Origin of the sequence: Cellulosimicrobium sp. 22598, assembly GCF_052044445.1 — a bacterium.
Classification (GTDB): Bacteria; Actinomycetota; Actinomycetes; order Actinomycetales; family Cellulomonadaceae; genus Cellulosimicrobium; species Cellulosimicrobium cellulans_G.
This window is the reverse complement of record NZ_JBQEMZ010000001.1, coordinates 442,862-467,421: the sequence shown is the minus strand read 5'-3', so window position 1 is coordinate 467,421 and position 24,560 is coordinate 442,862. Positions and strand designations below refer to the sequence as shown.

At 74.4% G+C, this 24,560-nt stretch carries 19 protein-coding genes; 5 read left to right on the top strand and 14 right to left on the bottom strand.

Annotated features, from left to right (window positions below; translation table 11 throughout):
* Positions 1–19 precede the first annotated feature (19 nt).
* On the top strand, positions 20–790 hold the full coding sequence (locus ACTJIY_RS02170; RefSeq protein ID WP_440672967.1) for a PIG-L deacetylase family protein: 771 nt from the start codon (positions 20–22) through the stop codon (positions 788–790).
* Position 791: 1 nt separating this feature from the next.
* On the opposite strand, the gene ACTJIY_RS02165 is transcribed toward ACTJIY_RS02170, so the two are convergent.
* From ACTJIY_RS02165 to ACTJIY_RS02140, 6 genes are all read right to left on the bottom strand, one after another.
* Positions 792–1,364 (bottom strand): hypothetical protein, encoded by a 573-nt coding sequence (locus tag ACTJIY_RS02165; RefSeq protein WP_253049169.1) that lies wholly within the window; start codon positions 1,362–1,364, stop codon positions 792–794.
* A 116-nt stretch (positions 1,365–1,480) separates the two neighbouring features.
* On the bottom strand, positions 1,481–3,643 hold the full coding sequence (locus ACTJIY_RS02160) for a 3-hydroxyacyl-CoA dehydrogenase NAD-binding domain-containing protein (protein WP_440672968.1): 2,163 nt from the start codon (positions 3,641–3,643) through the stop codon (positions 1,481–1,483).
* 2 nt (positions 3,644–3,645) lie between these two features.
* Positions 3,646–4,941: a thiolase family protein gene (locus ACTJIY_RS02155; RefSeq protein ID WP_440672969.1), complete on the bottom strand. Its 1,296-nt coding sequence runs from the start codon at positions 4,939–4,941 to the stop codon at positions 3,646–3,648.
* Positions 4,942–5,132: 191 nt separating this feature from the next.
* On the bottom strand, positions 5,133–6,176 hold the full coding sequence (locus ACTJIY_RS02150; RefSeq protein WP_440672970.1) for a lipid II:glycine glycyltransferase FemX: 1,044 nt from the start codon (positions 6,174–6,176) through the stop codon (positions 5,133–5,135).
* Positions 6,177–6,197: 21 nt separating this feature from the next.
* The gene (locus ACTJIY_RS02145) at positions 6,198–7,484 is read right to left on the bottom strand and encodes an HRDC domain-containing protein (protein WP_440672971.1); all 1,287 of its coding nucleotides are present in this window, start codon (positions 7,482–7,484) and stop codon (positions 6,198–6,200) included.
* Complete coding sequence (locus ACTJIY_RS02140; RefSeq protein ID WP_308202237.1) at positions 7,481–8,104, bottom strand: DUF3000 domain-containing protein; 624 nt, start codon at positions 8,102–8,104, stop codon at positions 7,481–7,483. Before ACTJIY_RS02140 ends, ACTJIY_RS02145 begins: the two co-directional genes overlap by 4 nt.
* Positions 8,105–8,368: 264 nt before the next feature.
* On the opposite strand from ACTJIY_RS02140, the gene gndA reads away from it, so the two are divergent.
* On the top strand, positions 8,369–9,805 hold the full coding sequence (gene gndA, locus ACTJIY_RS02135) for an NADP-dependent phosphogluconate dehydrogenase (protein WP_253049184.1): 1,437 nt from the start codon (positions 8,369–8,371) through the stop codon (positions 9,803–9,805).
* Positions 9,806–10,007: 202 nt separating this feature from the next.
* Complete coding sequence (locus ACTJIY_RS02130) at positions 10,008–11,177, top strand: DegT/DnrJ/EryC1/StrS family aminotransferase (protein WP_440672972.1); 1,170 nt, start codon at positions 10,008–10,010, stop codon at positions 11,175–11,177.
* Positions 11,178–11,270: 93 nt separating this feature from the next.
* Here the strand turns inward: ACTJIY_RS02130 and ACTJIY_RS02125 are convergent, their stop codons facing one another.
* Both ACTJIY_RS02125 and ACTJIY_RS02120 read right to left on the bottom strand, forming a co-directional pair.
* Complete coding sequence (locus ACTJIY_RS02125) at positions 11,271–12,503, bottom strand: carboxylate--amine ligase (protein WP_440672973.1); 1,233 nt, start codon at positions 12,501–12,503, stop codon at positions 11,271–11,273.
* Complete coding sequence (locus ACTJIY_RS02120; protein WP_440672974.1) at positions 12,500–13,237, bottom strand: HAD family hydrolase; 738 nt, start codon at positions 13,235–13,237, stop codon at positions 12,500–12,502. The genes ACTJIY_RS02125 and ACTJIY_RS02120 overlap by 4 nt, the downstream gene beginning before the upstream one ends.
* An 83-nt stretch (positions 13,238–13,320) precedes the next feature.
* Between ACTJIY_RS02120 and ACTJIY_RS02115 the strand changes: the two genes are divergently transcribed.
* Complete coding sequence (locus ACTJIY_RS02115; protein ID WP_440672975.1) at positions 13,321–14,061, top strand: aspartate/glutamate racemase family protein; 741 nt, start codon at positions 13,321–13,323, stop codon at positions 14,059–14,061.
* A 60-nt stretch (positions 14,062–14,121) separates the two neighbouring features.
* Here the strand turns inward: ACTJIY_RS02115 and ACTJIY_RS02110 are convergent, their stop codons facing one another.
* Positions 14,122–14,607 (bottom strand): hypothetical protein, encoded by a 486-nt coding sequence (locus ACTJIY_RS02110; protein ID WP_253049193.1) that lies wholly within the window; start codon positions 14,605–14,607, stop codon positions 14,122–14,124.
* 5 nt (positions 14,608–14,612) lie between these two features.
* Positions 14,613–15,491 (bottom strand): dihydrofolate reductase family protein, encoded by an 879-nt coding sequence (locus ACTJIY_RS02105; protein ID WP_440672976.1) that lies wholly within the window; start codon positions 15,489–15,491, stop codon positions 14,613–14,615.
* 124 nt (positions 15,492–15,615) lie between these two features.
* Here ACTJIY_RS02105 and zapE point away from each other — a divergent pair, with 124 nt between their 5' ends.
* Positions 15,616–16,656: a cell division protein ZapE gene (gene zapE, locus ACTJIY_RS02100; RefSeq protein WP_440673202.1), complete on the top strand. Its 1,041-nt coding sequence runs from the start codon at positions 15,616–15,618 to the stop codon at positions 16,654–16,656.
* Positions 16,657–16,693: 37 nt separating this feature from the next.
* Here the strand turns inward: zapE and ACTJIY_RS02095 are convergent, their stop codons facing one another.
* The 4 genes from ACTJIY_RS02095 to glgX form a co-directional block, all read right to left on the bottom strand.
* On the bottom strand, positions 16,694–17,614 hold the full coding sequence (locus tag ACTJIY_RS02095) for a PPK2 family polyphosphate kinase (protein ID WP_440672977.1): 921 nt from the start codon (positions 17,612–17,614) through the stop codon (positions 16,694–16,696).
* Positions 17,615–17,628: 14 nt separating this feature from the next.
* Positions 17,629–19,458: a malto-oligosyltrehalose trehalohydrolase gene (gene treZ, locus ACTJIY_RS02090; protein WP_440673203.1), complete on the bottom strand. Its 1,830-nt coding sequence runs from the start codon at positions 19,456–19,458 to the stop codon at positions 17,629–17,631.
* Positions 19,459–19,535: 77 nt separating this feature from the next.
* Positions 19,536–22,172 (bottom strand): malto-oligosyltrehalose synthase, encoded by a 2,637-nt coding sequence (gene treY / locus ACTJIY_RS02085; RefSeq protein WP_440672978.1) that lies wholly within the window; start codon positions 22,170–22,172, stop codon positions 19,536–19,538.
* Positions 22,169–24,364, bottom strand: coding sequence for a glycogen debranching protein GlgX (glgX, locus tag ACTJIY_RS02080; RefSeq protein WP_440672979.1), 2,196 nt, complete (start codon positions 24,362–24,364; stop codon positions 22,169–22,171). Before glgX ends, treY begins: the two co-directional genes overlap by 4 nt.
* Positions 24,365–24,560: the final 196 nt, after the last annotated feature.

The window sequence follows — 24,560 nt, the reverse complement described above, 5'->3', positions numbered from 1 at the left end:
ACGGCCTAGCGTCTGTCGTATGACCGACGACACCGGCACGTCCGCGATCCCCGCCCCGCCCCTGACCCCGCTGCCCGAGGACTGGTCCACGGCGCTCGCCGTGGTCGCCCATCCCGACGACATGGAGTTCGGCGCCGCCGCTGCCGTCGCGCGGTGGACGGGGCAGGGCAAGCGGGTCGTGTACTGCATGGTCACGAGCGGCGAAGCCGGCATCGACGGCATGGACCCGGACGAGGCGCGACGCGTGCGCGAGGCGGAGGAGGTCGAGTCCGGGCGGGTCGTCGGCGTCGAGGAGGTCGAGTTCCTCGGGCTGCCCGACGGCGTGCTCGAGTACGGCCTGCCGCTGCGGCGGGCGATCGCGGGCGCGATCCGGCGCCACCGGCCCGACGTCGTGATCACCGGGAACTACCGCGAGACGTTCCCCGGCGGGATGCTCAACCAGGCGGACCACATCGCGACGGGACGGGCCGTCGTCGACGCCGTGCGCGACGCGGGGAACAGGTGGGTGTTCCGCGAGCAGGTCGAGACCGACGGGGTCGAGCCCTGGGGCGGCGTGCGCCAGGTCTGGGTCGCGGGCTCGCCCGACGCCGCGCACGGCGTCGACGTCAGCGCGACCTTCGACGCGGGGGTCGCGTCGCTGCGCGCGCACGCCGCCTACCTCGACGGGCTGGGGTGGGAGGACTTCGACCCCGCGGCGTTCCTCGCGTCCATGAGCGCGCCCACGGGGGAGCGCATGGGGGTCGCGCACGCGGTCGCGTTCGAGGTGCTGCGCATGGGCTGGGAGGACTGACTCACGCCCGGTCGGGCTGCTCCTCGATCGTGACGACCTTGAGCTCGGGCGCGAACCCGTAGAGCCTGCCGTCCTGCGCGCCGACCCACCACTTCCCGCACATCGCGGTCGCGCCCTGCTCGGTGCCCGCCTCCCACCAGGAGGCCTCGAGCGTCGCAGCGGTGCGGTAGTCGTCCGCGGTCAGGTCGCCGCGCTCGGGCCGGGGCTCCAGGGGGTGCTCCGACGAGACTGCGGTGCAGCTCGCGGGCAGCGCCCCCAGGTCGGCGGTCATCGAGAGGATCCGCTCGTCGCCCGTCGTGCGGACCACCTCGCGCACGTCCGTGGCCGAGTCGGGCACCCAGTCGGGCAGGACGCCGTCGGCCTTGCCGGCCTCTCCCGTCGCGAACTCGTAGGTCTTGGTGTGGCCCGCACGGTTCTCCGCGACGGCCTCGCCGATGCTGCCGCACGCGGAGAGCAGGAGGGCAGCGCCGGCGGCGAGCGTGAGGGCGCCGAGCATCCGGCGCTCGGTCGTGCCGCGGGGCGTGGTGGTCAGAGGGAGGTCGGTGGCGGGCTGGGCGGGGGTGCGGTTCGTCATGGCCACGACGCTACGGAGCGCGTGGCGTCGGCGGATCGGGCCGCGAGCGGAACCTCCGCGCGGTCGTCGTACGACCACGGGAGGGCGCTCGCGGCCCGGCGTCCGACCCCGGTCGGTCAGGCGCGCGACGCCGCCGGGACGTTCGCGACGCCGTCGGGCAGGAAGCGGCGGCCCAGGACCTTCTCGCTGTAGCCCGTGCGGTCGAGGTACGGCGTGATGCCGCCCAGGTGGAAGCCCCACCCCGCGCCGAGGATCATGCACAGGTCGACTTGCGACGGGCTCGCGACCACGCCCTCGTCGAGCATGAGCCCGATCTCCCGCGTGAGCGCCGTGAGCACGGAGTCGAGGACGCCGGCCTCGTCCAGCGCCCCGTCGCCGCCTGCCTCGCCGGTGCCGAAGACCCGCTGGATCGCCGGGTCGACGGGCTTGGGCAGGCCCTTCGGCGCGTCGAGGACGACGGGGATCTGCTCGTCCACGATGCGCTGCAGGCCGGGCGACTCGGGGAACCGGTCGCCCAGGTCCTCGCGCAGCGACGTGAGGACGTGCAGGCCGACGGCCGGTCCGACGAGGTCGAACAGCGCGAACGGCGGCATCGGCAGGCCGAGCGGCGCGACGGCGCGGTCCGCGATCTCGACCGACGTGCCGTTCTCGACCGCCTCGACGATCTTGCCCATGAGCAGGATGAGCAGGCGGTTGACGACGAACCCGGGACGGTCGGCGACGAGCACGGCCGTCTTGCGGAGCTTCTTCGTCATGGCGAACGCCGTCGCGAGGGCGGCGTCGTCGGTCTTCGCCGCCTGGATGATCTCGACGAGCGGCATCTGGGCGACGGGGTTGAAGAAGTGCATCCCGACGACGCGCTCGGGGTGCTGCAGGTCGGCCGCCATCTCGGTGATCGACAATGCGGACGTGTTGGTCAGCAGCACGGCCTCGGGCGACAGGACGCCCTCGAGCTCGGCGAACACCTTCTTCTTGAGCCCAAGGATCTCCGTGACCGCCTCGATGACGACGTCGCAGCCCGCGAAGTCGCCGAGCTCGGTCGTGCCGTGCACGGAGCCGACGACGCGCGCGCCGGTGTCCGCGGACATGCGGCCCGAGCGCACGAGCTTCTCCACGGTGGAGCGGACGTAGCCGAGGCCCTTGTCGACGCGCTCCTGGTCGAGGTCGCGCATGACGACCGGCACCTGGAGGCGCTGGGCGAACAGCAGCGCGATCTGCGCGGCCATGAGGCCCGCGCCGACGATCCCGACGCGGGTGACGGGGCGGGCGAGCTTGGCGTCGGGCGCGCCCTGGGGCCGCTTGCCCTTCGAGACGAGCTGGAACGCGTAGACGCTCGCGCGCATCTCGTCGCTCATGATGAGGTCGGCCAGGGCCTCGTCCTCGGCGGCGAACGCCTCCTCGCGCGACGCGGTGCGCGCGGCGGCGACGAGGTCGAGCGCGCGGTACGGGGCGGGGCGCGAGCCCGCGACCACGGCGTCCAGGCGCTGGCGCGTCCCGGCGACGACGGCGTCCCACACGGGCTGCGGGTCGAGCTCGCGCCGCTCGACCACGATCTCGCCGCGCAGCACGGCCTCGGCCCAGCGCAGCGAGGACTCGAGGAAGTCGGGCGCCTCGAAGAGCGCGTCGACGAGCCCGATCTCGTACGCCTCCTTCGCCTTGAACGGCTTGTTCGCGGCCGGGCGGGCGAGGATGACGTCCATCGCCTTCTCGACGCCGAGCAGGCGCGGCACGAGGTACGCGCCGCCCCAGCCGGGGACCAGGCCCAGGCCGACCTCGGGCAGCGCGAGCGCGCCGGCGTCGGACGCGACGGTGCGGTACGTGCAGTTGAGCGCGACCTCGAGGCCGCCGCCGAGCGCGACGCCGTTGACGAACGCGAACGTCGGCACGCCCATGTCCTGGAGCAGCGTGTACGCGGCGTGCCCGGCGCGCCCGAGGGCGAGCGCGTCGTCGCGCACCTGAACGGCCGCGGCCTGCGTGAGGTCCGCGCCCGCGGCGAGGAAGTAGGGCTTGCCGGTGATCGCGACGGCGACGATCTCGCCGTCCGCGGCCCGGCGCCGCAGCGTCTCGAGGGCCGCGTGCAGCTCGGCGAGGCCCTCGGGGCCGAGCGTCGTCGGCTTGGTGTGGTCGAGCCCGTTGTCGAGCGTGACGAGGGCGAGCGTGCCCGTCCCGCCGGGGAGCGCGACGTCGCGCACGAGCGAGTGCGTGACGCGCTCCCCGCGCGCGGCGTCCTTCGTCGCGTCCGCGGAGATGGTGGGCGTGGTGTCGGTCGGTGCGCTCATCGTCAGTTCTCCGCGGTCTCGAAGGTGTGGCCGGAGTAGTCGGCGTGGTGCGGGTTCTCCCAGACGACGGTGCCGCCCATGCCGAGGCCGACGCACATGGTCGTCAGGCCGTAGCGCACCTCGGGGTGCTGCTCGAACTGGCGCGCGAGCTGCGTCATGAGGCGCACGCCCGACGACGCGAGCGGGTGGCCCATGGCGATGGCGCCGCCGTACTGGTTGACGCGCTCGTCGTCGTCCGCGATGCCGAAGTGGTCGAGGAACGCGAGCACCTGGACCGCGAACGCCTCGTTGATCTCGAACAGGCCGATGTCGTCGATCGTCAGGCCCGCGGACGCGAGCGCGCGCTCGGTCGCGGGGACCGGCCCGATGCCCATGACCTCGGGGTCGACGCCCGCGTACGCGTAGGCGACGAGGCGCATGCGTGCCGGCAGCCCGAGCTCGTCGGCGACGTCGCCCGCGGCGAGCAGGCACGCCGTCGCGCCGTCGGTCAGCGGCGAGGCGTTGCCCGCGGTGACCTTCCCGCCGGGGCGGAACGGGGTCTTGAGGTCGCGGATGGAGTCGACCGTGGTGCCGGGGCGGGGCAGCTCGTCGGCCGTGGCCAGGCCCCAGCCGAGCTCGGTCGACCGGGTCGCGATCGGCACGAGGTCGGGGGAGATGTCGCCGTTCGCGAGGGCCTTGGCGTACTTGGCCTGGCTCGCGACGGCGTACGCGTCGGCACGCTCCTTGGTGAGGTGCGGGTACCGGTCGTGCAGGTTCTCGGCCGTCGCGCCCATGACGAGCGCGGAGGAGTCGACGAGGCGCTCGGCGACGAACCGCGGGTTCGGGTCCGACCCCTCGCCCATGGGGTGGTGGCCCATGTGCTCGACGCCGCCCGCGACGACGACGTCCTGCGCGCCCACGGCGACGTTCGCCGCCGTGGTCGTGACCGCGGTCATCGCTCCCGCGCACATGCGGTCGATCGCGAAGCCGGGCACCGACTTGGGCAGCCCCGCGAGCACGGCGACGCTGCGGCCGAGGGTGAGGCCCTGGTCACCCGTCTGCGTGGTCGCGGCGAGCGCGAGCTCGTCGATGCGCTCGGCGGGCAGCTCGGGGCGACGGCGCAGGAGCTCGCGGACCGTCTTCACGGCGAGGTCGTCCGCGCGGGTCTCGGCGTAGATCCCGTCGGGGCGCGCCTTGCCGAACGGGCTGCGCACGCCCTCGACGAAGACGACGTCGCGCACGGGGCGGTGACGCGAGCGCTGGCTGGCCGCCTGGGTGGGTGCCGAGGTGGGAGAGGGGGCCTCGTTGGCCACGGTCATGGCATCTCCATCCGATGCAGATGGTCGGGACGGCGGTGTCCGGGAGCGGCACCGCTCGGGGGTCGTACGTGCGATACACGCTACCGCGGGTATCGGGAAAGCACGAGACCGATGCTACGACATGAAGAGACCCGGTATCGCATCGCGCGATACCGGGTCTCTCCGGGGTTCGGGGCGGTCGGGAGCCCGCGTCAGCGGCTCCCGCGGAGCTTGCGCACGACCTTCTTCGCGGTGGGCAGGCCCTTGTTCCAGGCGGAGTACCACATCGAGAACGGCACGTCGACGCTGTGCACCAGCTCGTCGTCGTGCTGGGCGAAGCTGCGCTTGAACTCGCTGATCCCGTCGTTGAGCAGCCCGTTCATGTCGTACCGCACGAGCCCCGCCTCCTGGGCGAGCGTGATGGCGTGCCACTTCACCGGGGCGTTGGCGCGCAGCTTGCGTCCCGCGTCGTTGATGCCGCCGTAGAGCTCGAACGACGTCGTCGCCGACGACACGCACCACACGAACGACACCGGGGCGCCCTCGGAGAACGCGGCGACGAGCACCGAGTGCTCGCCGAGCTCGCGGTGGATCGCGAGGTAGTACTCGTCGTCGTGCAGCGCGAAGCCCGCGCGCTCGGCCGTCTCGTGGTAGACGTCGAGGACCTGGCGGACCTCGCCCTCGTCCGTCACCCGCCGCACCTCGAGCCCGGTGCGCGCCGCCTTGCGGATGTCGTACCGCGTCGACTTGCCCATGGCCTTCGTCAGCTCGTCCTCGGACTTCGTCAGGTCGAGGATCAGCGTGACCGGGTAGAGGATCGGGTTCGCCGCGGGGCGGGCGTCGGGCAGCGCGAGGTGCGTCCCGACCGGCCAGTCGGGCTCGATCGTGACGCCCACGCCGCCCACGCTCGACTTGCACCACGCGACGACCGCACGGGTCACGGCGTCGCGCGTCGCGTCGTCGCCCACGCCCGGACCGACGCCCCAGCCGTCTCCCGCCGGCGCGATCACGGGCCCGCGGGGCACGTGGCACAGCGCCTTGAACTGCGCGGGCAGCGAGCGCACGAGCACCTGCGCCAGACCGCGGACGCGGCCGTCGGCGTCCACCGCCTCCACGCGGTGCGGGGTCCACGCCCCGGTGGCCTTGACCTCGCCCCAGCCCCAGAGCTGGAGGGGGTGGCCGCCGAGCTCGTTCACCCGGGCGTCCCAGGAGGCGCGGTCGGTGACTGTCCGGATCGTCAGGTTCGCGTCGTGCACGCGGACGACCCTACCCGCTCGCTACGCCCCGGCGATGTTCGCGAACGCCTCCGCGAGGGGCTGGGCGACCAGCGCCACCTGCCAGTCGCGAGCACCCCGCCCGTGGAGGAACGCGGAGATCGCCGCCGCGTCCAACGGGTCCGGCGGCGTCCAGCACAGACGGCGCAGCGCGTCCGGCTGGAGCACGTTCTCCACCGGGACCGCGTAGCGCTCGGAGAGGCCCTGGACTACCGCGCGCGCCGCGTCGAGACGGGCGGCCGCGCCGGGGTCGCGATCGGCCCACGCGCGCGGCGGCGGCGGGGCGTCCGTGCGTGGACCGCGGGTGGTCGGCAGCGCGCTCGCGGGCAGCGCGAGCGCGGAGTCGATGGCGCGCTGCCAGTACGCCGCCCGGCGGCGCGTGCCCTTGCCCGCGAAGGGCGGCAGGTCGACGAGCTGCCCGGCCGTCCGGGGCAGTGCCTCCGCCGCGGCGACGATCGCACGGTCGGGCAGCACCCGGCCCGGCGCGATGTCCCGCGCGCGGGCGGTCGCGTCGCGGGCCTCCCACAGGCTCCGCACGACGGCCAGGCGCCGCGGGTCCCGGAGCGTGTGCGTGCCGGACGTGCGCCGCCACGGTTCGGGGCGCGGCGCGGGCGGGCCCGCGGTCCGCACCGCCTCGAACTCCTCCGCCGCCCAGCCGGCCTTCCCCGCCTCCTCGAGCCGCTCGCCGAGCACGCGGCGCAGCGGGACGAGCACCTCGACGTCGAGCGCGGCGTACCGCAGCCAGTCGTCCGGGAGCGGTCGGGTCGACCAGTCGACGGCGGAGTGCTCCTTCGCGAGGCCCAGGCCGAGCACGTCGGCGACGACGGCCGCGAGGCCGACGCGCTCCATGCCGAGCAGGCGCGCCGCGAGCTCGGTGTCGAACACGCTCGCCGGGACCACGCCGTGCTCGGCGAGGCCCGGCAGGTCCTGCGACGCGGCGTGCAGGACCCACTCCGCGTCCCCGACCGCCTCGCGCAGCGGTGACAGGTCGGGCACCGCGACGGGGTCGACGAGCGCGGTCCCCGCGCCCTCGCGGCGGACCTGGACGAGGTAGGTGCGCTGCCCGTAGCGGTAGCCCGACGCGCGCTCCGCGTCGGCGGCGACCGGGCCGGTCGCGGCGGCGAACGCCTCGACGACGCGCGCGAACGCGGCGGGGGTGTCGACGACGGGCCCGAGCCCGTCGGACGGCTCCGTCAGCGGGGTGACGACGGGCCCGGGCCCGTCGCCGGCCACTCCGGTCGCAGGGGTCGGGTCGAGCGGCGGGGGTGCGGGTGCTGCGGTCGAGCTCATGGGTTCACGGTATTGCGTCGGGTGGCCGGTCGAGCACCGAGGGGCGTCACGCCGTCGGGCAGGGGCGGCAGCCCGGCGGCCGTGCACAGCAGCTGCGCCCAGGCGGCGAGGTGGTCGCCGAGGTCCGCCGCGCCCGCGGGTCCCGCGGCCACGGGGGTCCACGACGCGCGCATCTCGAGCTCCACGTCGTTGTGCTTGCCGGCGAGGGCGCCGAAGCTCTGGGACAGGACGCGCGTCACCGTGCCGCCCTCCGCGCGCACGGCCGCGCCCGTGTCGTGGAGCGCGTCCTCGAGCCAGGTCCACGCGACCTCGGCGAGCATCTCCTCGGACGCCATCTCCGGCTCCAGCGTCGCGCGCACCATCGTCACCACGCGGAAGCTGCCCTGCCACGCCTCCTGGCCCTCGGGGTCGTGGAGCACGATGAACCGCCCCGACGCGAGGTCGGGGTCCTCGGACCGTGCCGCCTCGACCTCGCCCGTGAGCGCGACCGACCACGGCGCGATCCGGCGGGGGGCGGGGACCTCGCGCAACGTCACCTCGGGTCGGAGCCGCCGCGCGCCGAGGGCGTCGAGGACGGCACGGAACGCCGGGGGAGCGTCGGTCCCGTGAGCGGTGATCACTCTCGGCACACTACGAGCCGACCGGACGAACCGGACGCGCGCCGCGCGGCTGTCATCGAATCGTGATCCCGACTTCGTCAAGAACGCTGCGGGTGACCGGATCGTGGCCCCTCGGGAGCGGTGCGGCGCACGAGGACTAGGCTGGCGCCGTATCCATCACCGGTGCACCCGGCCGCGCGCCCGCGCCCGGCCCGGAACGGCTCCGCGCCCTCCCGCGCGCGGTCGTCGTGCGCCGGGACCGACCCTCGAGGAGCAGGGAAGCAGATGTCAGCACGCGCACAGATCGGTGTGACCGGACTCGCCGTCATGGGTCGCAACCTGGCCCGCAACTTCGCCCGGCACGGCTACACGGTCGCGGTGCACAACCGCTCGTACGCCAAGACCGAGTCCCTGATCGCCGAGGCGGGCAGCGAGGGCGACTTCGTCCCGTCCGAGTCGATGGCCGACTTCGTGGCGTCGCTCGAGCGCCCGCGCAAGGTCGTCATCATGGTCAAGGCGGGCGCGGCCACCGACGCCGTCATCGACGAGCTCGTGCCGCTGCTGGAGGAGGGCGACATCGTCGTCGACGCCGGCAACGCGCACTTCCCCGACACGATCCGCCGGGAGAAGGCGCTCGCGGCCCAGGGCCTGCACTTCGTCGGCACCGGCGTCTCGGGCGGCGAGGAGGGCGCGCTCAACGGTCCGTCGATCATGCCGGGCGGCACGCGCGAGTCCTACCAGAGCCTCGGCCCGATCCTCGAGGACATCTCGGCGAAGGTCGACGGCACGCCGTGCTGCACCTACGTCGGCCCCGACGGCGCCGGCCACTTCGTCAAGATGGTGCACAACGGCATCGAGTACGCCGACATGCAGCTCATCGCCGAGGCGTACGACCTGCTCAAGCAGGGCCTCGGCGCGTCCGCGCAGGAGATCGGCGAGATCTTCGCGCAGTGGAACACGGGCGACCTCGAGTCGTTCCTCATCGAGATCACCGCGGACGTGCTCCAGCACGTGGACGCGGAGACCGGCAAGGCGTTCGTCGACGTCGTGCTCGACCAGGCGGAGCAGAAGGGCACCGGCCGCTGGACGGTGCAGAACGGCCTCGACCTCGGCGTGCCGATCACCGGCATCGCGGAGGCGACGTTCGCCCGCGCGCTGTCCGGCTCGGTCCCGCAGCGCGAGGCGGGTCGCGCCGCGCTGCCCGCCGACGCCGCGGCGTGGGACGTGCAGGACCGCGACGCGTTCGTCGAGGACGTGCGCCTCGCGCTCTACGCGTCGAAGGTCGTCGCGTACTCGCAGGGCTTCGACCAGATCGCGGCGGCGTCCGCCGAGTACGGCTGGGACATCGACCGCGGCGCGATGGCCCGCATCTGGCGCGGCGGCTGCATCATCCGTGCGCGCTTCCTCAACCGCATCACCGAGGCGTACGAGCGCGACGCGCAGCTCCCGCTGCTCCTCGCGGACGAGTACTTCACCGCCGCGGTGGGCAACGGCCTCGCGGCCTGGCGCCGCGTGGTCTCGCAGGCCGCCCTCAACGGCGTCCCGACGCCGGCGTTCTCGTCGTCGCTCGCCTACTACGACGGCGTCCGGGCCGAGCGCCTGCCCGCCGCGCTCATCCAGGCGCAGCGCGACTTCTTCGGCGCGCACACCTACCGCCGCGTCGACAAGCCGGGCACGTTCCACACCGAGTGGTCGGGCGACCGGACCGAGTCCGACGCCTGACGGCTCGCCACCGCACGCACCGACGGCGGTCGTCGCGCTCCGGCGCGGCGGCCGCCGTCGCGTGTCCGCCCCTCCCGGGTCGGGGCCCGACGCCGCACGCGCGGACCGTGCCCGTCGGGTGACGTGGCAGGCTAGGCCCGGCGGGCCGCTGCGTCGGCTCGACCTCTCTGACCCCCTCTGACGCCGGACGACACGGAGAACGATGAGCCGCCACCCCCAGGACGCGACCGCGACGAGGATGCTCGCCGACCGGACGGGCACCGACCCGGCCGACTGGTTCCTCGTCTTCAAGGCCCGCTACGGGATGGAGGTCGTGTTCCGGGCGCTCGCCGACGTGCGCGGCGCGGGCGACGTGGTCACCCAGGTGTTCACGTGCTCGACGGCCGTCGACCCCGTCCTCGTCGCGGGCCTGCGGCCCGTCTACGCCGAGGTGTCCCCGGCGACCGTCGCGATCGACCCCGACCGGCTCGCGGTCGGGCCGGCCACGCGCGCCGTCGTGCTGCAGAACACGTTCGGCATCGTCGACGACGCGGCCGCGCTCCGGCTGCGCGCCGCGGCGCGCTCGGTCGGGGCGCTCCTCGTGGAGGACAGCGCGCACTGCGTCACGCGCCTCGCGCGCGACGCCGACGGGTCGCCGGTCGCGGACGTCTCGTTCCACTCGTTCGGCGTAGAGAAGATGCTGCCGACGCGGTTCGGCGGCGCCGTGTGGGTGAGCCCGGCGCTCGACCCGACGCTGCGCGCCGCGATCGTCTCCGCGCTCGACGCGCTGCCGGTGGTGGGGGCACGGCTCGACCTCGCCGCGCGCAGCTTCCGGACGCAGGTGCGGGTGCTCAACCGGCTCCCGGGCGGCGCCGCGGGAAAGGTGCGCGGCGCGCTCACCGCCGTCGGCGCGTACGAGCCGGCGATCGCCCCCGTGGAGAACCGGGGCGGCCTCGCGCACCCGCCGCAGCGCCCGTCGTCGTGGGTCACGGGCCGGATGGTCGACGCGCTGCGGTCGAGCGGCGACGTCGAGGCGCGTCGCGCGGACACCGTGGCGGAGTACGTGCGCGGGCTGTCCGACGTCGTCGAGGTGCCGGCGGGGGTCGGCGAGCGCGCGCCGCTCGTCCGGTTCCCGTTCTTCGCGCCCGACGCGGCGACCGCCGACCGGCTCGTGCGGGAGCTCACCGTCGCCGGGTTCTACGTCGGCAAGTGGTACCGCCCCGCGCTGTTCCCCGGCCCGGACGACCCGACGGTCTACGGGTACACGCCCGGCGACCCCGCGCTCGCGACGACGGAGGACCTCGTGGCCCGCGTCGTCAACCTGCCGACGACGGTCGGGGTCGCGACGGCGCGCCGCATCGTCGAGGCCGTGCGGTCGGCACTGGGCGCCTGAGCCTCTCGACCAGGCGATCCCCGCGGGCCGACCAGGCGATCCCTGCGCGTCAGCGATGCTGGACGCGCCGAGACCGCCTGGTCGGCGGGAGGGTCATGCCGACGGGCGTGAACGCGCGAACTTCACGTAGTCGAGCGTGTGGCGCAGGTCGACGCGCCACACGTCCACCCGGCGGCGCAGGCTCCTGTCCGGCGCGTAGCGCAGCGTGTGCCAGACGCCGTGCTTGCGGGCCTTCTTCACGCGGTGGCGCAGCGACACCGGCACGAGCGCCCGGACGACCGGGTAGGGCACGTTGACCCACAGCCGCGCCTCCGACGTGACCTGCTCGGGCAGCTCGCGCCCGTGGACCAGGTCCTCGACGTAGCAGCGCGCGAGGTTGCCGCCCGCGGCCATCGTGTAGAAGCTCGCGGCGCCCTGACGCAGGTTCACCTCGAGGATCTTGCTCGTGCCCGTGCGGCGGTCGTACATGACGTCGAGGTTCGCCGCGCCCACGTAGCCGAGGCTGTCGAGCAGGTGCCGGACCGACTCGGTGAGCCTGTCGTCCTTCATCGTGACGACGGCGTTGTAGTTCCCGACGAGCTTCGGGTCGTACTCGCCGAGCACGATCTGCGCCGCGGAGAGGAACCGCAGGCGGCCGTGCCGGTCGGAGTACGTGTTGACCACGCGCATGACCGACTCGTCGCCCGCGAGGTACTCCTGGACGATGAGGTCGTCCGCGTACCCCGCGGCGTAGATGCGGCGCGCGACGTCGCGCAGCTCGGCGGCGTCCTGGACGAGGTAGACCTTCTTCTTGCCCTCGAACTGCAGGCGCGGGTACGTGTCCGTGTCCGACGGCTTGAGGATGAGCGGGTACGGGAACGGCAGGTCCTCGCCGAAGCCCGGCGCGTCGACGTCCGCCGCCGTCGCGATCACCGTCTCCGGGTGCGGCACGCCCAGCTCCGCGCAGGTGCGGTAGAAGTCCGTCTTGTTCATGAGGCGCGCGGCCAGCTCCTGGCCGACGAGCGGGATGACGTACAGGTCCTGGAGCTCGGCGCGGTGCGCGATCACGACGTTCGTGTAGAACTCGATGTTCGCGATGAGCAGGCGCTTGCGGCCCGGGAACTCCTCGGCGAGCTCGCGCAGGACCGCGACGATGCGCTCCGGGTCGTCGAAGTCGCGGTAGGTGCGCACGTCGACGATGCGGGAGTCCGCCGTCTCGCGCAGCGGGAAGCGGCCCAGGGCCAGCGTGCGGACGCCGTACGCCTCGTGCAACGACCTCGCGATGTTGTAGGTGTTGAGGTTGGTCCCCAGGACGATGGGGAGGAACTCGGCGTTGCCGTACGTCATCGCGGAGGGTCGTCCGTTTCTCTGTGTGGTCGGCGGGCGTCCGCCATCCTACGGGCCGGGTACGGCCGCGCCCGGGCCGAGGCCCTCGCCCGCGACACCCACGCCCGTGGGGTCCTGACCGAGCGGACGACGACGCCGTGCCCGGCCAGCACGCGCACGAGCTCGTCGTGGCCCCGTGAGACGTCCCAGTGCACGCCCACCATGCCGGCGGCGCGCGCGCCCTCGACGTTGCGCGCGGTGTCGTCGACGAACAGCACCTCGTCCGGGTCCGCGCCGATGCGGCGGGCGGCCTCGACGAAGAACCGCGGGTCGGGCTTGGCGAGCCCGAGCTCGCACGAGTACCAGCTCGTGTCGAACTCCGCGTCGTAGCCGAGGGTCCGGCGCATGAACGGCACGCGACGGCTCTCCTGGTTGGTGCCGAGGTGCACGCCGTAGCCGCTCGCGCGCAGCGCCCGCACGACGTCGAACGACGCGTCCACGACCTCGAGCGCGTCGAACCAGATCGCGCGGTACACGTCCTCCGCCGGCTCCGTCACGCCGTAGCGCTCGAGCCCGGCAGCCAGCACAGGGAGGTAGTCGCCCTCGCCGACGAGCATGGGCAGCTCCTCGCTCCAGGTCTCGAGCAGGAACTCCCGGGTCCGGTCCCCGAGGTAGCGCTCGACCGCCGCGTACCAGCCGTCGGGGATGTGCTGGAGCACGCCGTCGGCGTCGAACAGGACGTGGCGTACGGTCATGGCCGCCACCCTAGCGGCGGGGTCGTCAGGCCGGGACCTGTGGCCGTGGCGGCGGGTGGGGCGGGCCGCCGTAGGATCCACGGGTGACGTCGCGACCGGACCAGGACCACGCCCAGCCCCTCGTCGGAGTGCTCGGAGGGGTCGGGCCGCTCGCCACGGCGTACTTCCTCCAGCTCCTCGTCGAGCTCACGGAGGCGGAGCGCGACCAGGACCACGTGGATGCCGTCGTGCTCAACCACGCGACGATCCCCGACCGCACGGCGTTCATCCTCGGCCGCTCGGACGCGGACCCGGGTCCGGTGCTCGCGCGCGACGCGGAACGGCTCGAGCGCTTCGGGGCGGACTTCCTCGTCATGCCGTGCAACACGGCGCACTACTTCACCCAGCAGGTGCTCGACGCGATCAGCGTCCCGTTCGTGTCCATCATCGACACGACAGTCGACGCCGCCCGGGCGCGGGTCGCGGACCTGCGCGCGGTGGGGCTGCTCGCGACGGCGGGGACCGCGGCGTCGGGCGTCTACCAGGACGCCTTCGCGCGTCACGGCGTCGACGCGCTCGTCCCGGACGAGGCCGACCAGGCGCTCGTCTCGCAGATCATCTACGAGCAGGTCAAGGCCGGCCGGCCGGTCGACATCGAGACGTTCCGCGCCGTCGCGGGGCGGCTCGTCGAGCGGGGTGCCCAGGTGATCGTGCTGGGTTGCACGGAGCTGTCGGTCGTCGCCGTCGACCACGACCTGCTCGCCGACCCGCTCTACCTCGACTCGACCGACCAGCTCGCCCGCGCGACCATCCGTCGCGCGGGGCACCGCGTGCGCGAGGGCTGACCAGGCCTCTCTCCCTCGGCGGACCGGGTCTCTCCCTCGGCAGAGGGGTTCGGAGCCGGGTCAGCCGAGCTCGCTCGTGCCCGAGTACAGGTGCAGCACCGGGACGTGGAGCTCCTCGCGCGCGCGGGACGCCCAGTCGGTGTGGAACGTGTCCTCGACCGCGTGCGGGTAGGTCACGACGACGATCTCGCGCACGCCGTCCGCGGCGACGGCCTTGTGCAGCGCGGGCAGCGGGTCGTCGTCGACGACGGCGCCGTCGGCCTCGCGGCCCGCCGCGCGCAGCTCCGCGACGCTGCGCTCGAGCTGCTCGCCTGCCGTCGCCGTGGCCTGGACCGGCGAGGGCTCGCGACCGAGGACCTCGTCCCATGCCTCCTTGAGCTCGCCCACGCTGAGGTGGTCGATGATCCCGGAGATCACGTTGCGCTCGGTGTCCGCGGGCACGAGCACCCGGTAGGCGAGCTGCTCGCCCTCGTGCAGCGACAGGATGTGCTGCACGTCGGCCGGGTTCAACGTGTCTTCGGTCAGGACGAGGATCGTGTCGGTCACGCGGGTCAGCCTATCGGCAGGAGCCAGCGCGCGGCGGTCGTACCGGCGGGGGAGCCGGGCCGGTCCTCGGGGCTGTGCAGCAGGTGCGCGAGGCGGGCGCCCCGGGGCGGGAGCGCCGTCGTGCCCGACGGCGCCGCCCCGGCCACGATGCGGCCCGGGCCCTGCCCGACGACGCTCGGCGTCGTGGTGACGCACAGCTCGTCGACGAGGTCCGCCGCGAGCAGGTCGCCCAGCAGCGTCGGCCCGCCCTCGGTGAGCACGCGGGCCAGCCCGCGCTCGGCGAGCGCGGCGAGCCCCGCGGCGAGGTCGACGGCGGCTCCCGGCGCGTGCCCGTCCCGCGTGCCCGCGGTGTCCTGCCCGACGACGAGCACCCGGTCCGCGGGCACGTCGCCCGTCGCCGTGGCCGCCCCGGCGGGGCCGGTCAGCACGAGGGGCGGCCGGTCGCCGCGGGCGAGGGCCTCGGGGACGCGGCCGGTCCGCGTCACGATCGCGAGCTCGAGCGGCGCGTCGTGCAGGTGCCGCAGCCCGCGCGGCCGGTCGAGCGCGGTGTACCCCTCGGCACGGGCGGTCCCCGCGCCGACGAGCACGACGTCGGCGAGCGCGCGCAGCACCCGGAAGACGCGCCAGTCCGCGTCGTCGTTGATCGACCCCGAGCGGTGGTCCGGACCCCACGCCGCGCCGTCGACGCTCGCGACCATGTTGGCGCGCACGACGTGCGCCCCGCGCGCGGGCGGGCCGTACGCGTAGAGCGCCGCGAGGCGTTCCTCGCGCGGGTCGGGCGGCAGGTGCTCCGCGGCGGGCAGGAGCACGTCGAGCGGGGGCAGGTCGGTGCGTCCCGCGGGTGCCGCAGGGGGCTCGTCGGAGGGCGCCGTGGTGGAGGTCACAGCGGCCAGGCTAGCCGCAGGCGTAGGCTGGATCCTCGTGACTGCGCCCGTCGCCGGTGGCGCCTCGGCCCCGGCAGCCCTCCCCGGCACCGCCCGCGCGTCGGCCTCCGACGCGGCTCCCGCCGTGCCCGGACGTGCGCGTGCCCTTGCCGACGTCCGCCCGTCCGTCCCGCCCGCACGGCTCCTGGCCGACCTCCTGCCGCCGCGGCACTTCGCTGACGCACGCTTCTCGACCTACCGCGCGAACCCCGCCTACCCGAGCCAGGCGCGCACCGTCGCGCGGCTCGAGGAGGTCGCGGCCGCCGTCGCCAAGCCCGCGCGCAAGGGGCTCTTCGGCACCCGGAAGCAGACCGCGCCCGCGGTCTACATGGACGGCGGCTTCGGCGTCGGCAAGACCCACCTCCTCACGTCGCTCGCGCACGCCGTGGGCCTCGACGTGAGCGCCTACGGCACGTTCGTCGAGTACACGAACCTGGTGGGCGCGCTCGGGTTCCAGGCGACGGTGGACGCGCTCGCGACGAAGAAGCTCGTGTGCATCGACGAGTTCGAGCTCGACGACCCGGGCGACACCGTGCTCATGTCGCGCCTCCTGCGCGAGCTCGCCGACCGCGGCGTCGCGCTCGCGGCGACGTCGAACACGCTGCCCGAGGCGCTCGGCGAGGGCCGCTTCGCGGCCGAGGACTTCCTGCGCGAGATCCAGGCGCTCGCGGCCCGGTTCGAGGTGCTGCGCGTCGACGGCGAGGACTACCGCCACCGTGCGGTCGTCACCGACTCGGCCCCGCTGCCCGAGGACGCCGTGCGGGCCGCCGTTGCGGGCCGGCCCGGTGCCACGCTGGACGCGTTCGACGACCTGCTGGCGCACCTCTCGCACGTGCACCCCAGCCGTTACCGCGCGCTGCTCGACGGCGTCGAGGTCGTCGCGCTCACCGGCGTGCACACCGTGGCCGAGCAGTCCGCCGCCCTGCGCCTCGTCGTCCTCGTCGACCGCCTCTACGACCGCGACGTGCCCGTGCTGCTCGCCGGGTCGGGCGACTACACGGGGGAGCGGAGCCTGTTCACGGAGGAGATGCTGCGCGGCGGGTACCGCAAGAAGTACTACCGCGCGCTCTCGCGCCTCGGCGCGCTCGCCGAGGACGGCCGCGCGGTCGCGCGCGCCTCCGCCTGACGGCCGGCCCGAGCGGGCACGTCGCCGCCCGGGCGGCTCATGTCGCGGCGAGGCGCTTCTTCTCGACCTCGATGTCGAAGTCGGCCGGGGGCCAGCCGAGGTCGAGGCGGCGCAGCGCGTCGAGCAGGAGCTCGCTCACCGCGAGGCGCGCGAACCACTTGCGGTCGGCCGGGACGACGTGCCACGGCGCGACCTCGGTGCTCGTCCGGTCGAGGACGGCCTGGTAGGCCTCCTGGTACGCGGGCCACTTCTGGCGCGAGTCGACGTCGTTCGGGTTGTACTTCCAGTACTTGTCCGGCCGCTCGAGGCGCTCCATGAGCCGCGCCCGCTGCTCCTCGTAGGAAACGAGCAGCGCGACCTTGACGATGGTCGTGCCCGCCGCGACGACCTCCTCCTCGAACCGGTTGATCTCGTCGTACCGCGCCTCCCAGACCTCCGGGGGCACGAGCTCGTCGACGCGCGCGACGAGCACGTCCTCGTAGTGCGAGCGGTCGAAGACGCCGATGTACCCGGGCGCGGGCAGCGCCCTGCGGATCCGCCACAGGTAGTCGTGCTCGCGCTCCTCGGGCGTCGGGACGCCGAACGACCGGTGGGCGACGCCCTGCGGGTCGACGAGCCCGACGACGTGCCGCACGATGCCGCCCTTGCCCGCGGTGTCCATGCCCTGCAGCACGAGCAGGACCGAGCGCGACCCGCCCGAGCGGCCCTCGGCGAACAGGCGCTCCTGCAGCTCGGAGAGCTCGTCCGCGTGCCGCGCGACGAGCGCCTTGCCGGCCGCCTTGTCGCCGGCGAACCCCGGCGTGGACCCGCGGTCGAACGCCGCGAGGTCGAAGCCGGCGGGCACGCGCAACGACTTCGTGGGGGCGACCTCCCAGTCGGCGTCGAGCGCCGGCACGGATCCTGAGCCGGACCGAGCGCCCTTGCCGTGCTTCTTCTTCGGCTTCTTCGTCGTCGACATGGGCGTGAGCGTAGTCACACCCAGGACAGGACGGCGACCGAACGCGCGGGCAGGTCCACGTGGCGCCGGTGCACGGTCGTCTCCGGGTCCCACGCCGCGAGCAGGCGCGGCGTGCCGCCGAGCGCGAGCCGGAGCCGACGGCGCTCCTCGCCGAGGTTGACCGCGACCGCGACGGTCCGACGGTCCACGACGAACGCGGGACCGCCGCGCGGCGCCGACGCCGACGCCGTCTCCTCGCCCGAGGCGTCGTCGTCCACGCCCCCGGGGCCGTGCACGCGCACGACCGAGAGGTCGCCCGAGCGGACGTCCGGTCGCGACCGCAGCGCCACCAGCGTCCGGTACCAGGCGAGCAGCCGTGCGTGCTCGCCGCGGTCGCGCTCGGACCAGTCGAGGACGCTCGCGTCGCGGGTCGCCGGGTCCTGCGGGTCGGGCACGGGCGCGCCGTCGCCCCACCCGTGGTCGGCGAACTCCGCGGCCCGCCCGCGCCGGACCGCCTCGGCGAGCTCCGGCTCGGCGTGGTCGGTGAAGAACTGCCACGGCGTCGACGCGCCCCACTCCTCGCCCATGAAGAGCAGCGGGGTGAAGGGCGAGACCAGGACGAGCGCGGCGGCCACGGCGAGCCCGCCGCCGTCGAGCGTGGCCGACGTCCGGTCCCCGGACGCGCGGTTGCCGACCTGGTCGTGGTTCTGGGAGCTCACGACGAACGCGTGCCCGTCGGTCCCCGCCGGGACCGGGTGGCCCCACGTGCGGGCGCGGAAGGTGGAGTACGTGCCGTCGTGCACGAACGCGCCCGTGAGCGCCTTGCGCAGCACCGCGACGGAGCCGAAGTCGACGTAGTAGCCCTGCCGCTCGCCCGTGAGGAGCGCGTGCACGGCGTGGTGGACGTCGTCGGCCCACTGGGCGCGCATGCCGCGACCGCCCTGCTCCACGCCCGTCACGGTCGCCGGGTCGTTCTCGTCCGACTCGGCGACGAGCGTGAGCGGGCGCCCCAGCTCCTGCTCCACGCGGTCCACGCGTCGCGCGAGCTCCGCGAGCAGGTGCGTGGGGGAGTCGTCGACGAGGGCGTGCACGGCGTCGAGGCGCAGCGCGTCGACGTGGAACTCGACGAACCACCGCTCGGCGTTGTCGATCACCCACTCGCGCACCTCCCGGCTTCCCGGCCGGTCGAGGTTCACCGCCGCGCCCCAGGGGGTCGTGTGCGCGTCGGTGAAGTACGGGCCGAACTCCGGCAGGTAGTTCCCCGACGGCCCGAGGTGGTTGTAGACGACGTCGAGCACGACCGCGAGGCCCCGGGCGTGGGCGGCGTCCACGAACCGCTGCAGGGCGCGGGGGCCCCCGTACGGCTCGTGCACCGCGTACAGGTGCACGCCGTCGTAGCCCCAGCCCCGCTCGCCGCCGAACGCCGCGACCGGCAGGAGCTCGACCGCGCCGACGCCCAGGTCGACGAGGTGGTCGAGCCGGTCGATCGCGGCGTCGAGCGTGCCCTGCGGCGTGAACGTGCCCACGTGCAGCTCGTAGACGACCTCGCCCCCCACGTCGCGGCCCGTCCACGCGTCGTCGGTCCAGGCGTACGTCGCGTCGAACGTGCGGCTCGGACCGTGCACGCCGTACGGCTGCCACGGGCTGCGGGGGTCGGGCCGGCCTGGTCCGCCGTCGACCGCGTAACCGTAGTCCGTGCCCCACGGCAGCTCGTGGTCGTAGCCCCACCACCCGGGCACGTGCGCGCCCACGAGGCGCAGCGGGAGCCGCTGCGCGCCCTCGAACGTCCCGGAGCCCGGCTCGGGCAGGAGCAGCTCGACGCTGCGCGCCGTCGGCGCCCACACGACCGGCCGCGGCCCGGGCACCGAGAGCACGGGGGTCGACCGAGGCGGGGGGACGCGGGGAGGCGGGATCCCGGGCGCCTGGCTCGTCGGGTCGGTCGTCACGGCGCGTCCCCCGCGGGCTCCCGGGCCTCGCCCGGGCTCGCGACGGCGACGGCCGCCGCGTCGTCCTGGTCGACGAGGAGCGCGACCGGCAGGTCGGCGAGCAGGTCGGCCACGCGCACCGTGCCGGACGCGTGCTCCCGCCCGGTGAGCACGTCGACCCACGCCCCCGTGCCCGGGGGGAGCGCGACGACGTGGTCGCGCCACCCGCCCAGCCGGTCGACCGTGCCGGCCAGCCGCGTGGCGACGGTCACGACGCGCGCGACGTCCGCCTCGCCGCGGCCCCGCGCGGTGCGCGCGAACGCGAGCGCGCACGGCGTCGACGACGCGACGGGCGCGTACCCGGCGCCGTCGCCGACGAACGCGCCGGCCAGGGCGCGGCGCAGCCGCAGCGCGCGCGCCGTGACGAGCAGCTTCTCGTCCGCGAGCGTGCGTGCGGGGGCCCCGCCGTCGAGCCGCGCGAGCCGCTCGGTCAGCGCGCCGATGTCCACCGGGCGGCGGTTGTCGGGGTCCACGAGGGTCGGCGCGTACGACTCCGCGCCCTGGTACACGTCCGCGACGCCGGGCGCCGTGAGCCGCACGAGCGTGATCCCGAGGCTCGCGGCGCGCAGCTCCTCGCGGTGGTCGCGGGACCACCGGGCGAACGCGCGGGTCACCGCGGGGTCGGCGAGCGCGCGCCGCGCGAGGTCCGCGACGGCCTCCTCGTAGGCGTCGTCCGGGCTCGTCCACGACGTCGCGACCTTCGCCTCGCGCAGCGCCTTGCGCAGGTAGTCGACGAGGCGGTCGGGCGCGATCGACGCGCCGGACGGGCCGTCCGACGCGCCGTCGGCCGGGTCGGCCCCGGCGCCCGCGTCGGGCAGCCACGTCCCCGCGACCGTCTGCCACAGCAGGTTCTCCGCGAGGCCGTCCACGAGCGCCCCGCGGTACGGGGCCGTCGCCGCGCGGACCTCGTCGACGAGCCGCGACCAGCCCGCCGCGTCCTCGGACAGCACCCCGAGCGCCGCGCGCGTGTCCTCACCGCGCTTGGTGTCGTGCGTCGACCCCGCCGTGAGGGCGTGCGGGGTGAGCGCGGCGAACCGCTGCGCGAACGCGTGCCAGTCGTGCACGCCGAGGCTGAACCGGTCCGGCTCGCCCCCCACCTCGCACAGGCTCACGAGCTCGGTCCACCGGTAGAACGCGGTGTCCTCCACCCCCTTCGCCGTCACCGCGCCGCAGACCTGCTGGAACCGCACCACGAGCTCGTCGCGGCGCGCCTCGCGGCGCCGACCCGCGCTCCCGACCTCCCGGCCCAGCACGAGGTCGACCACCACGTCGAGCGTCTCCGCGCGCTGCGGGTCGAGGCGGGCCCGGGCGCGCGCGGCGGCGTCCTCGACCGCACGGACCGCCTCGTGCCGTGGCGGGGTGCCCGGCACCACGTAGGCCCGGTACCGGTCGAACGCGACGAGCAGCTCGCGCAGGCACTGGTGCAGTCCGCGCCACGTGTGGTCGCGCAGGCGCGGGTCGTCGTGACAGACGGCGGCCGCGAGGTCGGTCAGGCGGTGCAGCTCCGCGTAGAGCGGGCCCGCGACGACCTCGCGCTTCGCCTCCTCGACGAGCGCCCCCAGCCCGCCCGGCACGGCGCCCGTGAGGCGGGTCATCACCGCGTCCAGACCGGACCGGCCGCCGGGGTCGACGAAGAGCTGCTGCAGCCGCCACGCGACGTCGTAGCCCGTCGTCCCGACCGTCGCCCAGTCCGGGGGCACCTGCTCCTCGCCCGCGAGGATCTTCTCCACGACGACCCACGCGCCGTCGGTACGGTCGGCGAGACGCCGGAGGTACTGCGCCGGGTCGGCGAGGCCGTCCGGGTGGTCGATGCGCAGGCCGTCGACCGTGCCGTCCGTGACGAGGCCGAGCACGAGCGCGTGCGTCGCGTCGAACACCTCCTCGTCCTCGACCCGGACTGCGACGAGCGACCCGACGTCGAAGAAGCGCCGGTAGTTGAGCTCCTCGTCGCCCACGCGCCAGTACGCGAGGCGGTAGTGCTGACGCTCCACCAGCTCGGTGAGCGGCAGGTCCTCGGTGCCTGCCCGCACCGGGAAGACGTGGTCGTAGTACCGCAGCACGGGCCGCGGCTCCGGCGACCCGGGGACCTCGACCTCGTCGACCGTGATCTCGCCCGCCGCGAGCACGTCGCCCAGGCGCGCGCCGAGGACCGGCATGAGCACCGCGCCCTCGCCCGCCGACCAGTCGACGTCGAACCACCGGGCGTACGGCGAGTCGGCGCCGTCCTCGAGGACCGACCACAGCGCGTGGTTGTGCCACGCGGGCGTCGGCACCGCCATGTGGTTCGGCACGACGTCGAGCACCAGACCCAGGCCCGCCGCCCGGGCGCTCGCGGCCAGGCGCCCCAGGCCCTCGCGCCCGCCGAGCTCCGCGCTCACGCGCGTGTGGTCGACGACGTCGTAGCCGTGGGTCGAGCCGGGCGCGGCCTGGAGCACGGGGGAGAGGTAGAGGTGCGTGACCCCGAGGGACGCGAGGTACGGCACCTGGCGCGCGGCGTCGTCGAACGTGAGGCCGGGGCCGAGCTGCAGGCGGTACGTCGAGACGGGGACGCGGGGCGGCGCGCCGGGCGTGCCGACGTCGGGCGTGGCCGTCATCGCAGCGGGGGCCGGGTCAGGACGATGACGCTGCGGCCCGTCACGGAGACCGTGTCGCCCGGGCGCAGGGCGTCGCCGACGTCCACCGTGCCGTCGGTGTCCAGCACGACGTCCCAGCCCTCGCCGTACCGCGCGGGCGGCACGGTGAACTCGAGCGCGTCGGAGTGGGCGTTGAGCAGCAGGAGGAACGAGTCGTCGACGATCGGCTCGCCGCGCCGGTCCTTCTCGGGGATCGCGTCGCCGTTGAGGAACACCATGACGGTGCGCGCGTAGGCGTGGTCCCAGTCCTGCTGGTCCATGCGCGAGCCGGTGATGTCGAGCCACTCGATGTCCGGCAGCTCGTCGTCGACGGTCCCGGAGCCGCCGCGGCCCAGGAAGAAGCGCCGCCGGTGCAGCACGGGGTGGTCGCGCCGCAGCCACACCACGCGGCGGGCGAAGTCGAGCAGCGCGGCCCGCTCGTCGTCGAGGCCCTCCTCGCCGCCCCAGTCCATCCACGTGATCGCGTTGTCCTGGCAGTAGCCGTTGTTGTTGCCGCCCTGCGTGCGCGCGATCTCGTCGCCGTGCGCGAGCATGGGCACGCCCTGGGAGAGCAGGAGGGTCGCGAGGAAGTTGCGGCGCTGGCGCGCGCGGAGCGCCCGCACCTCGGGGTCGTCGGTCGGCCCCTCCGCCCCGCAGTTCCAGGACCGGTTGTGGCTCTCGCCGTCGTTGTTGCCCTCGCCGTTGGCCTCGTTGTGCTTCTCGTCGTAGGACACGAGGTCGTTGAGCGTGAAGCCGTCGTGCGCGGTGACGAAGTTGATCGACGCGATGGGCTTGCGACCGCTGTGCTCGTAGAGGTCGGACGAGCCGGTGAGGCGGCTCGCGAGCTCGGGCAGCGTGGAGGGCTCGCCGCGCCAGAAGTCGCGCACGGTGTCCCGGTACTGCCCGTTCCACTCGGTCCACAGCGGCGGGAAGCCGCCCACCTGGTAGCCGCCGTCGCCGAGGTCCCACGGCTCGGCGATGAGCTTGACCTGGGAGATCACCGGGTCCTGCTGGACGATGTCGAAGAAGGCCGAGAGGCGGTCGACCTCGTGGAACTGCCGGGCCAGGGTCGCCGCGAGGTCGAAGCGGAACCCGTCCACGTGCATCTCGGTCACCCAGTACCGCAGCGAGTCCATGATGAGCTGGAGCACGTGCGGCGAGCGCATGAGCAGCGAGTTGCCCGTGCCCGTGGTGTCGAAGTAGTGCGCCTCGTCGCCGTCGACCAGGCGGTAGTACGCCTTGTTGTCGATGCCGCGGAAGCTCAGCGTCGGGCCGAGGTGGTTGCCCTCCGCGGTGTGGTTGTAGACGACGTCGAGGATGACCTCGATGCCCGCCTCGTGCAGGGCCTTGACCATGGTCTTGAACTCCATGACCTGCTGCCCGCGCGTGCCGTACGCCGCGTACCCGTTGTGGGGCGCGAAGAAGCCGATGGTGTTGTAGCCCCAGTAGTTCGACAGGCCCTTCTCGACGAGCGTGGGGTCGTTGACGAACTGGTGCACCGGCATGAGCTCGACCGCCGTGACGCCGAGCGTCACGAGGTGCTCGACGACGGCCGGGTGGGCCATGCCGGCGTACGTGCCGCGCAGGTCGTCCGGCACGTCCGGGTGGAGCATCGTCATGCCCTTGACGTGCGCCTCGTAGATGACGCTGTCGTGGTAGTCCCGGTTCGGCGGGCGGTCGTGACCCCAGTCGAAGTACGGGTTGATGACGACCGAGACCATCGTGTGCCCGGCCGAGTCGTCGTCGTTGAGCGGGGGAGCGGGCGGGGGCGCGTCGTCCGCGTCGGCGCCCTCGGGTGCCTCGTCCGCCGGTGCCGCGTCGCCGGCGTCGGCGAAGCGGTAGGAGAACAGCGCCTCGTCGCCGTCGACCTGCCCCTCGATCGCCTTCGCGTACGGGTCGAGGAGCAGCTTGGCCGGGTTGCACCGGTGACCGTTCGCCGGGTCGTAGGGCCCGTGCACGCGGTAGCCGTAGCGCGTGCCGGGGCCCTTCCCGGGCAGGTAGACGTGCCAGACGTGCGCGTCCACCTCCTCGAGGTCGACGCGCGTCTCGGTGCCGTCGTCGCCGAGGAGGCAGAGCTCCACGCGCTCCGCGACCTCGGAGAACAGGGCGAAGTTCGTCCCCGTCCCGTCGTAGGTGGCGCCGAGCGGGTAGGGGTGGCCGGGCCAGGTCTGCATGCCCCTGAGGATTCCACGCACCCCGGGTCGCTGTCGTCGCAGACGACGCCCGACGCCGGGTGACGACGGACACTCGCCATCAAATAGTGTGCCAAGCGCCCATAGGTCCCGCGGCTCGGCCCGCGCTCGTCTCACCGCCCCAGCCCGGAACGGGTCTCCACGACGACGCGGCCGCGGACGGTCGTGCATCGGGGCG

Excerpts from the sequence above, each read along its gene's own strand:
- ACTJIY_RS02170 (WP_440672967.1), top strand. The coding sequence starts at position 20 with ATGACCGACGACACCGGCACGTCCGCGATCCCCGCCCCGCCCCTGACC.
- ACTJIY_RS02165 (WP_253049169.1), bottom strand. The coding sequence starts at position 1,364 with ATGACGAACCGCACCCCCGCCCAGCCCGCCACCGACCTCCCTCTGACC.
- ACTJIY_RS02160 (WP_440672968.1), bottom strand. The coding sequence starts at position 3,643 with ATGAGCGCACCGACCGACACCACGCCCACCATCTCCGCGGACGCGACG.
- ACTJIY_RS02155 (WP_440672969.1), bottom strand. The coding sequence starts at position 4,941 with ATGACCGTGGCCAACGAGGCCCCCTCTCCCACCTCGGCACCCACCCAG.
- ACTJIY_RS02145 (WP_440672971.1), bottom strand. The coding sequence starts at position 7,484 with ATGAGCTCGACCGCAGCACCCGCACCCCCGCCGCTCGACCCGACCCCT.
- gndA (WP_253049184.1), top strand. The coding sequence starts at position 8,369 with ATGTCAGCACGCGCACAGATCGGTGTGACCGGACTCGCCGTCATGGGT.
- ACTJIY_RS02130 (WP_440672972.1), top strand. The coding sequence starts at position 10,008 with ATGAGCCGCCACCCCCAGGACGCGACCGCGACGAGGATGCTCGCCGAC.
- ACTJIY_RS02125 (WP_440672973.1), bottom strand. The coding sequence starts at position 12,503 with ATGACGTACGGCAACGCCGAGTTCCTCCCCATCGTCCTGGGGACCAAC.
- ACTJIY_RS02120 (WP_440672974.1), bottom strand. The coding sequence starts at position 13,237 with ATGACCGTACGCCACGTCCTGTTCGACGCCGACGGCGTGCTCCAGCAC.
- ACTJIY_RS02095 (WP_440672977.1), bottom strand. The coding sequence starts at position 17,614 with ATGTCGACGACGAAGAAGCCGAAGAAGAAGCACGGCAAGGGCGCTCGG.
- treY (WP_440672978.1), bottom strand. The coding sequence starts at position 22,172 with ATGACGGCCACGCCCGACGTCGGCACGCCCGGCGCGCCGCCCCGCGTC.
- glgX (WP_440672979.1), bottom strand. The coding sequence starts at position 24,364 with ATGCAGACCTGGCCCGGCCACCCCTACCCGCTCGGCGCCACCTACGAC.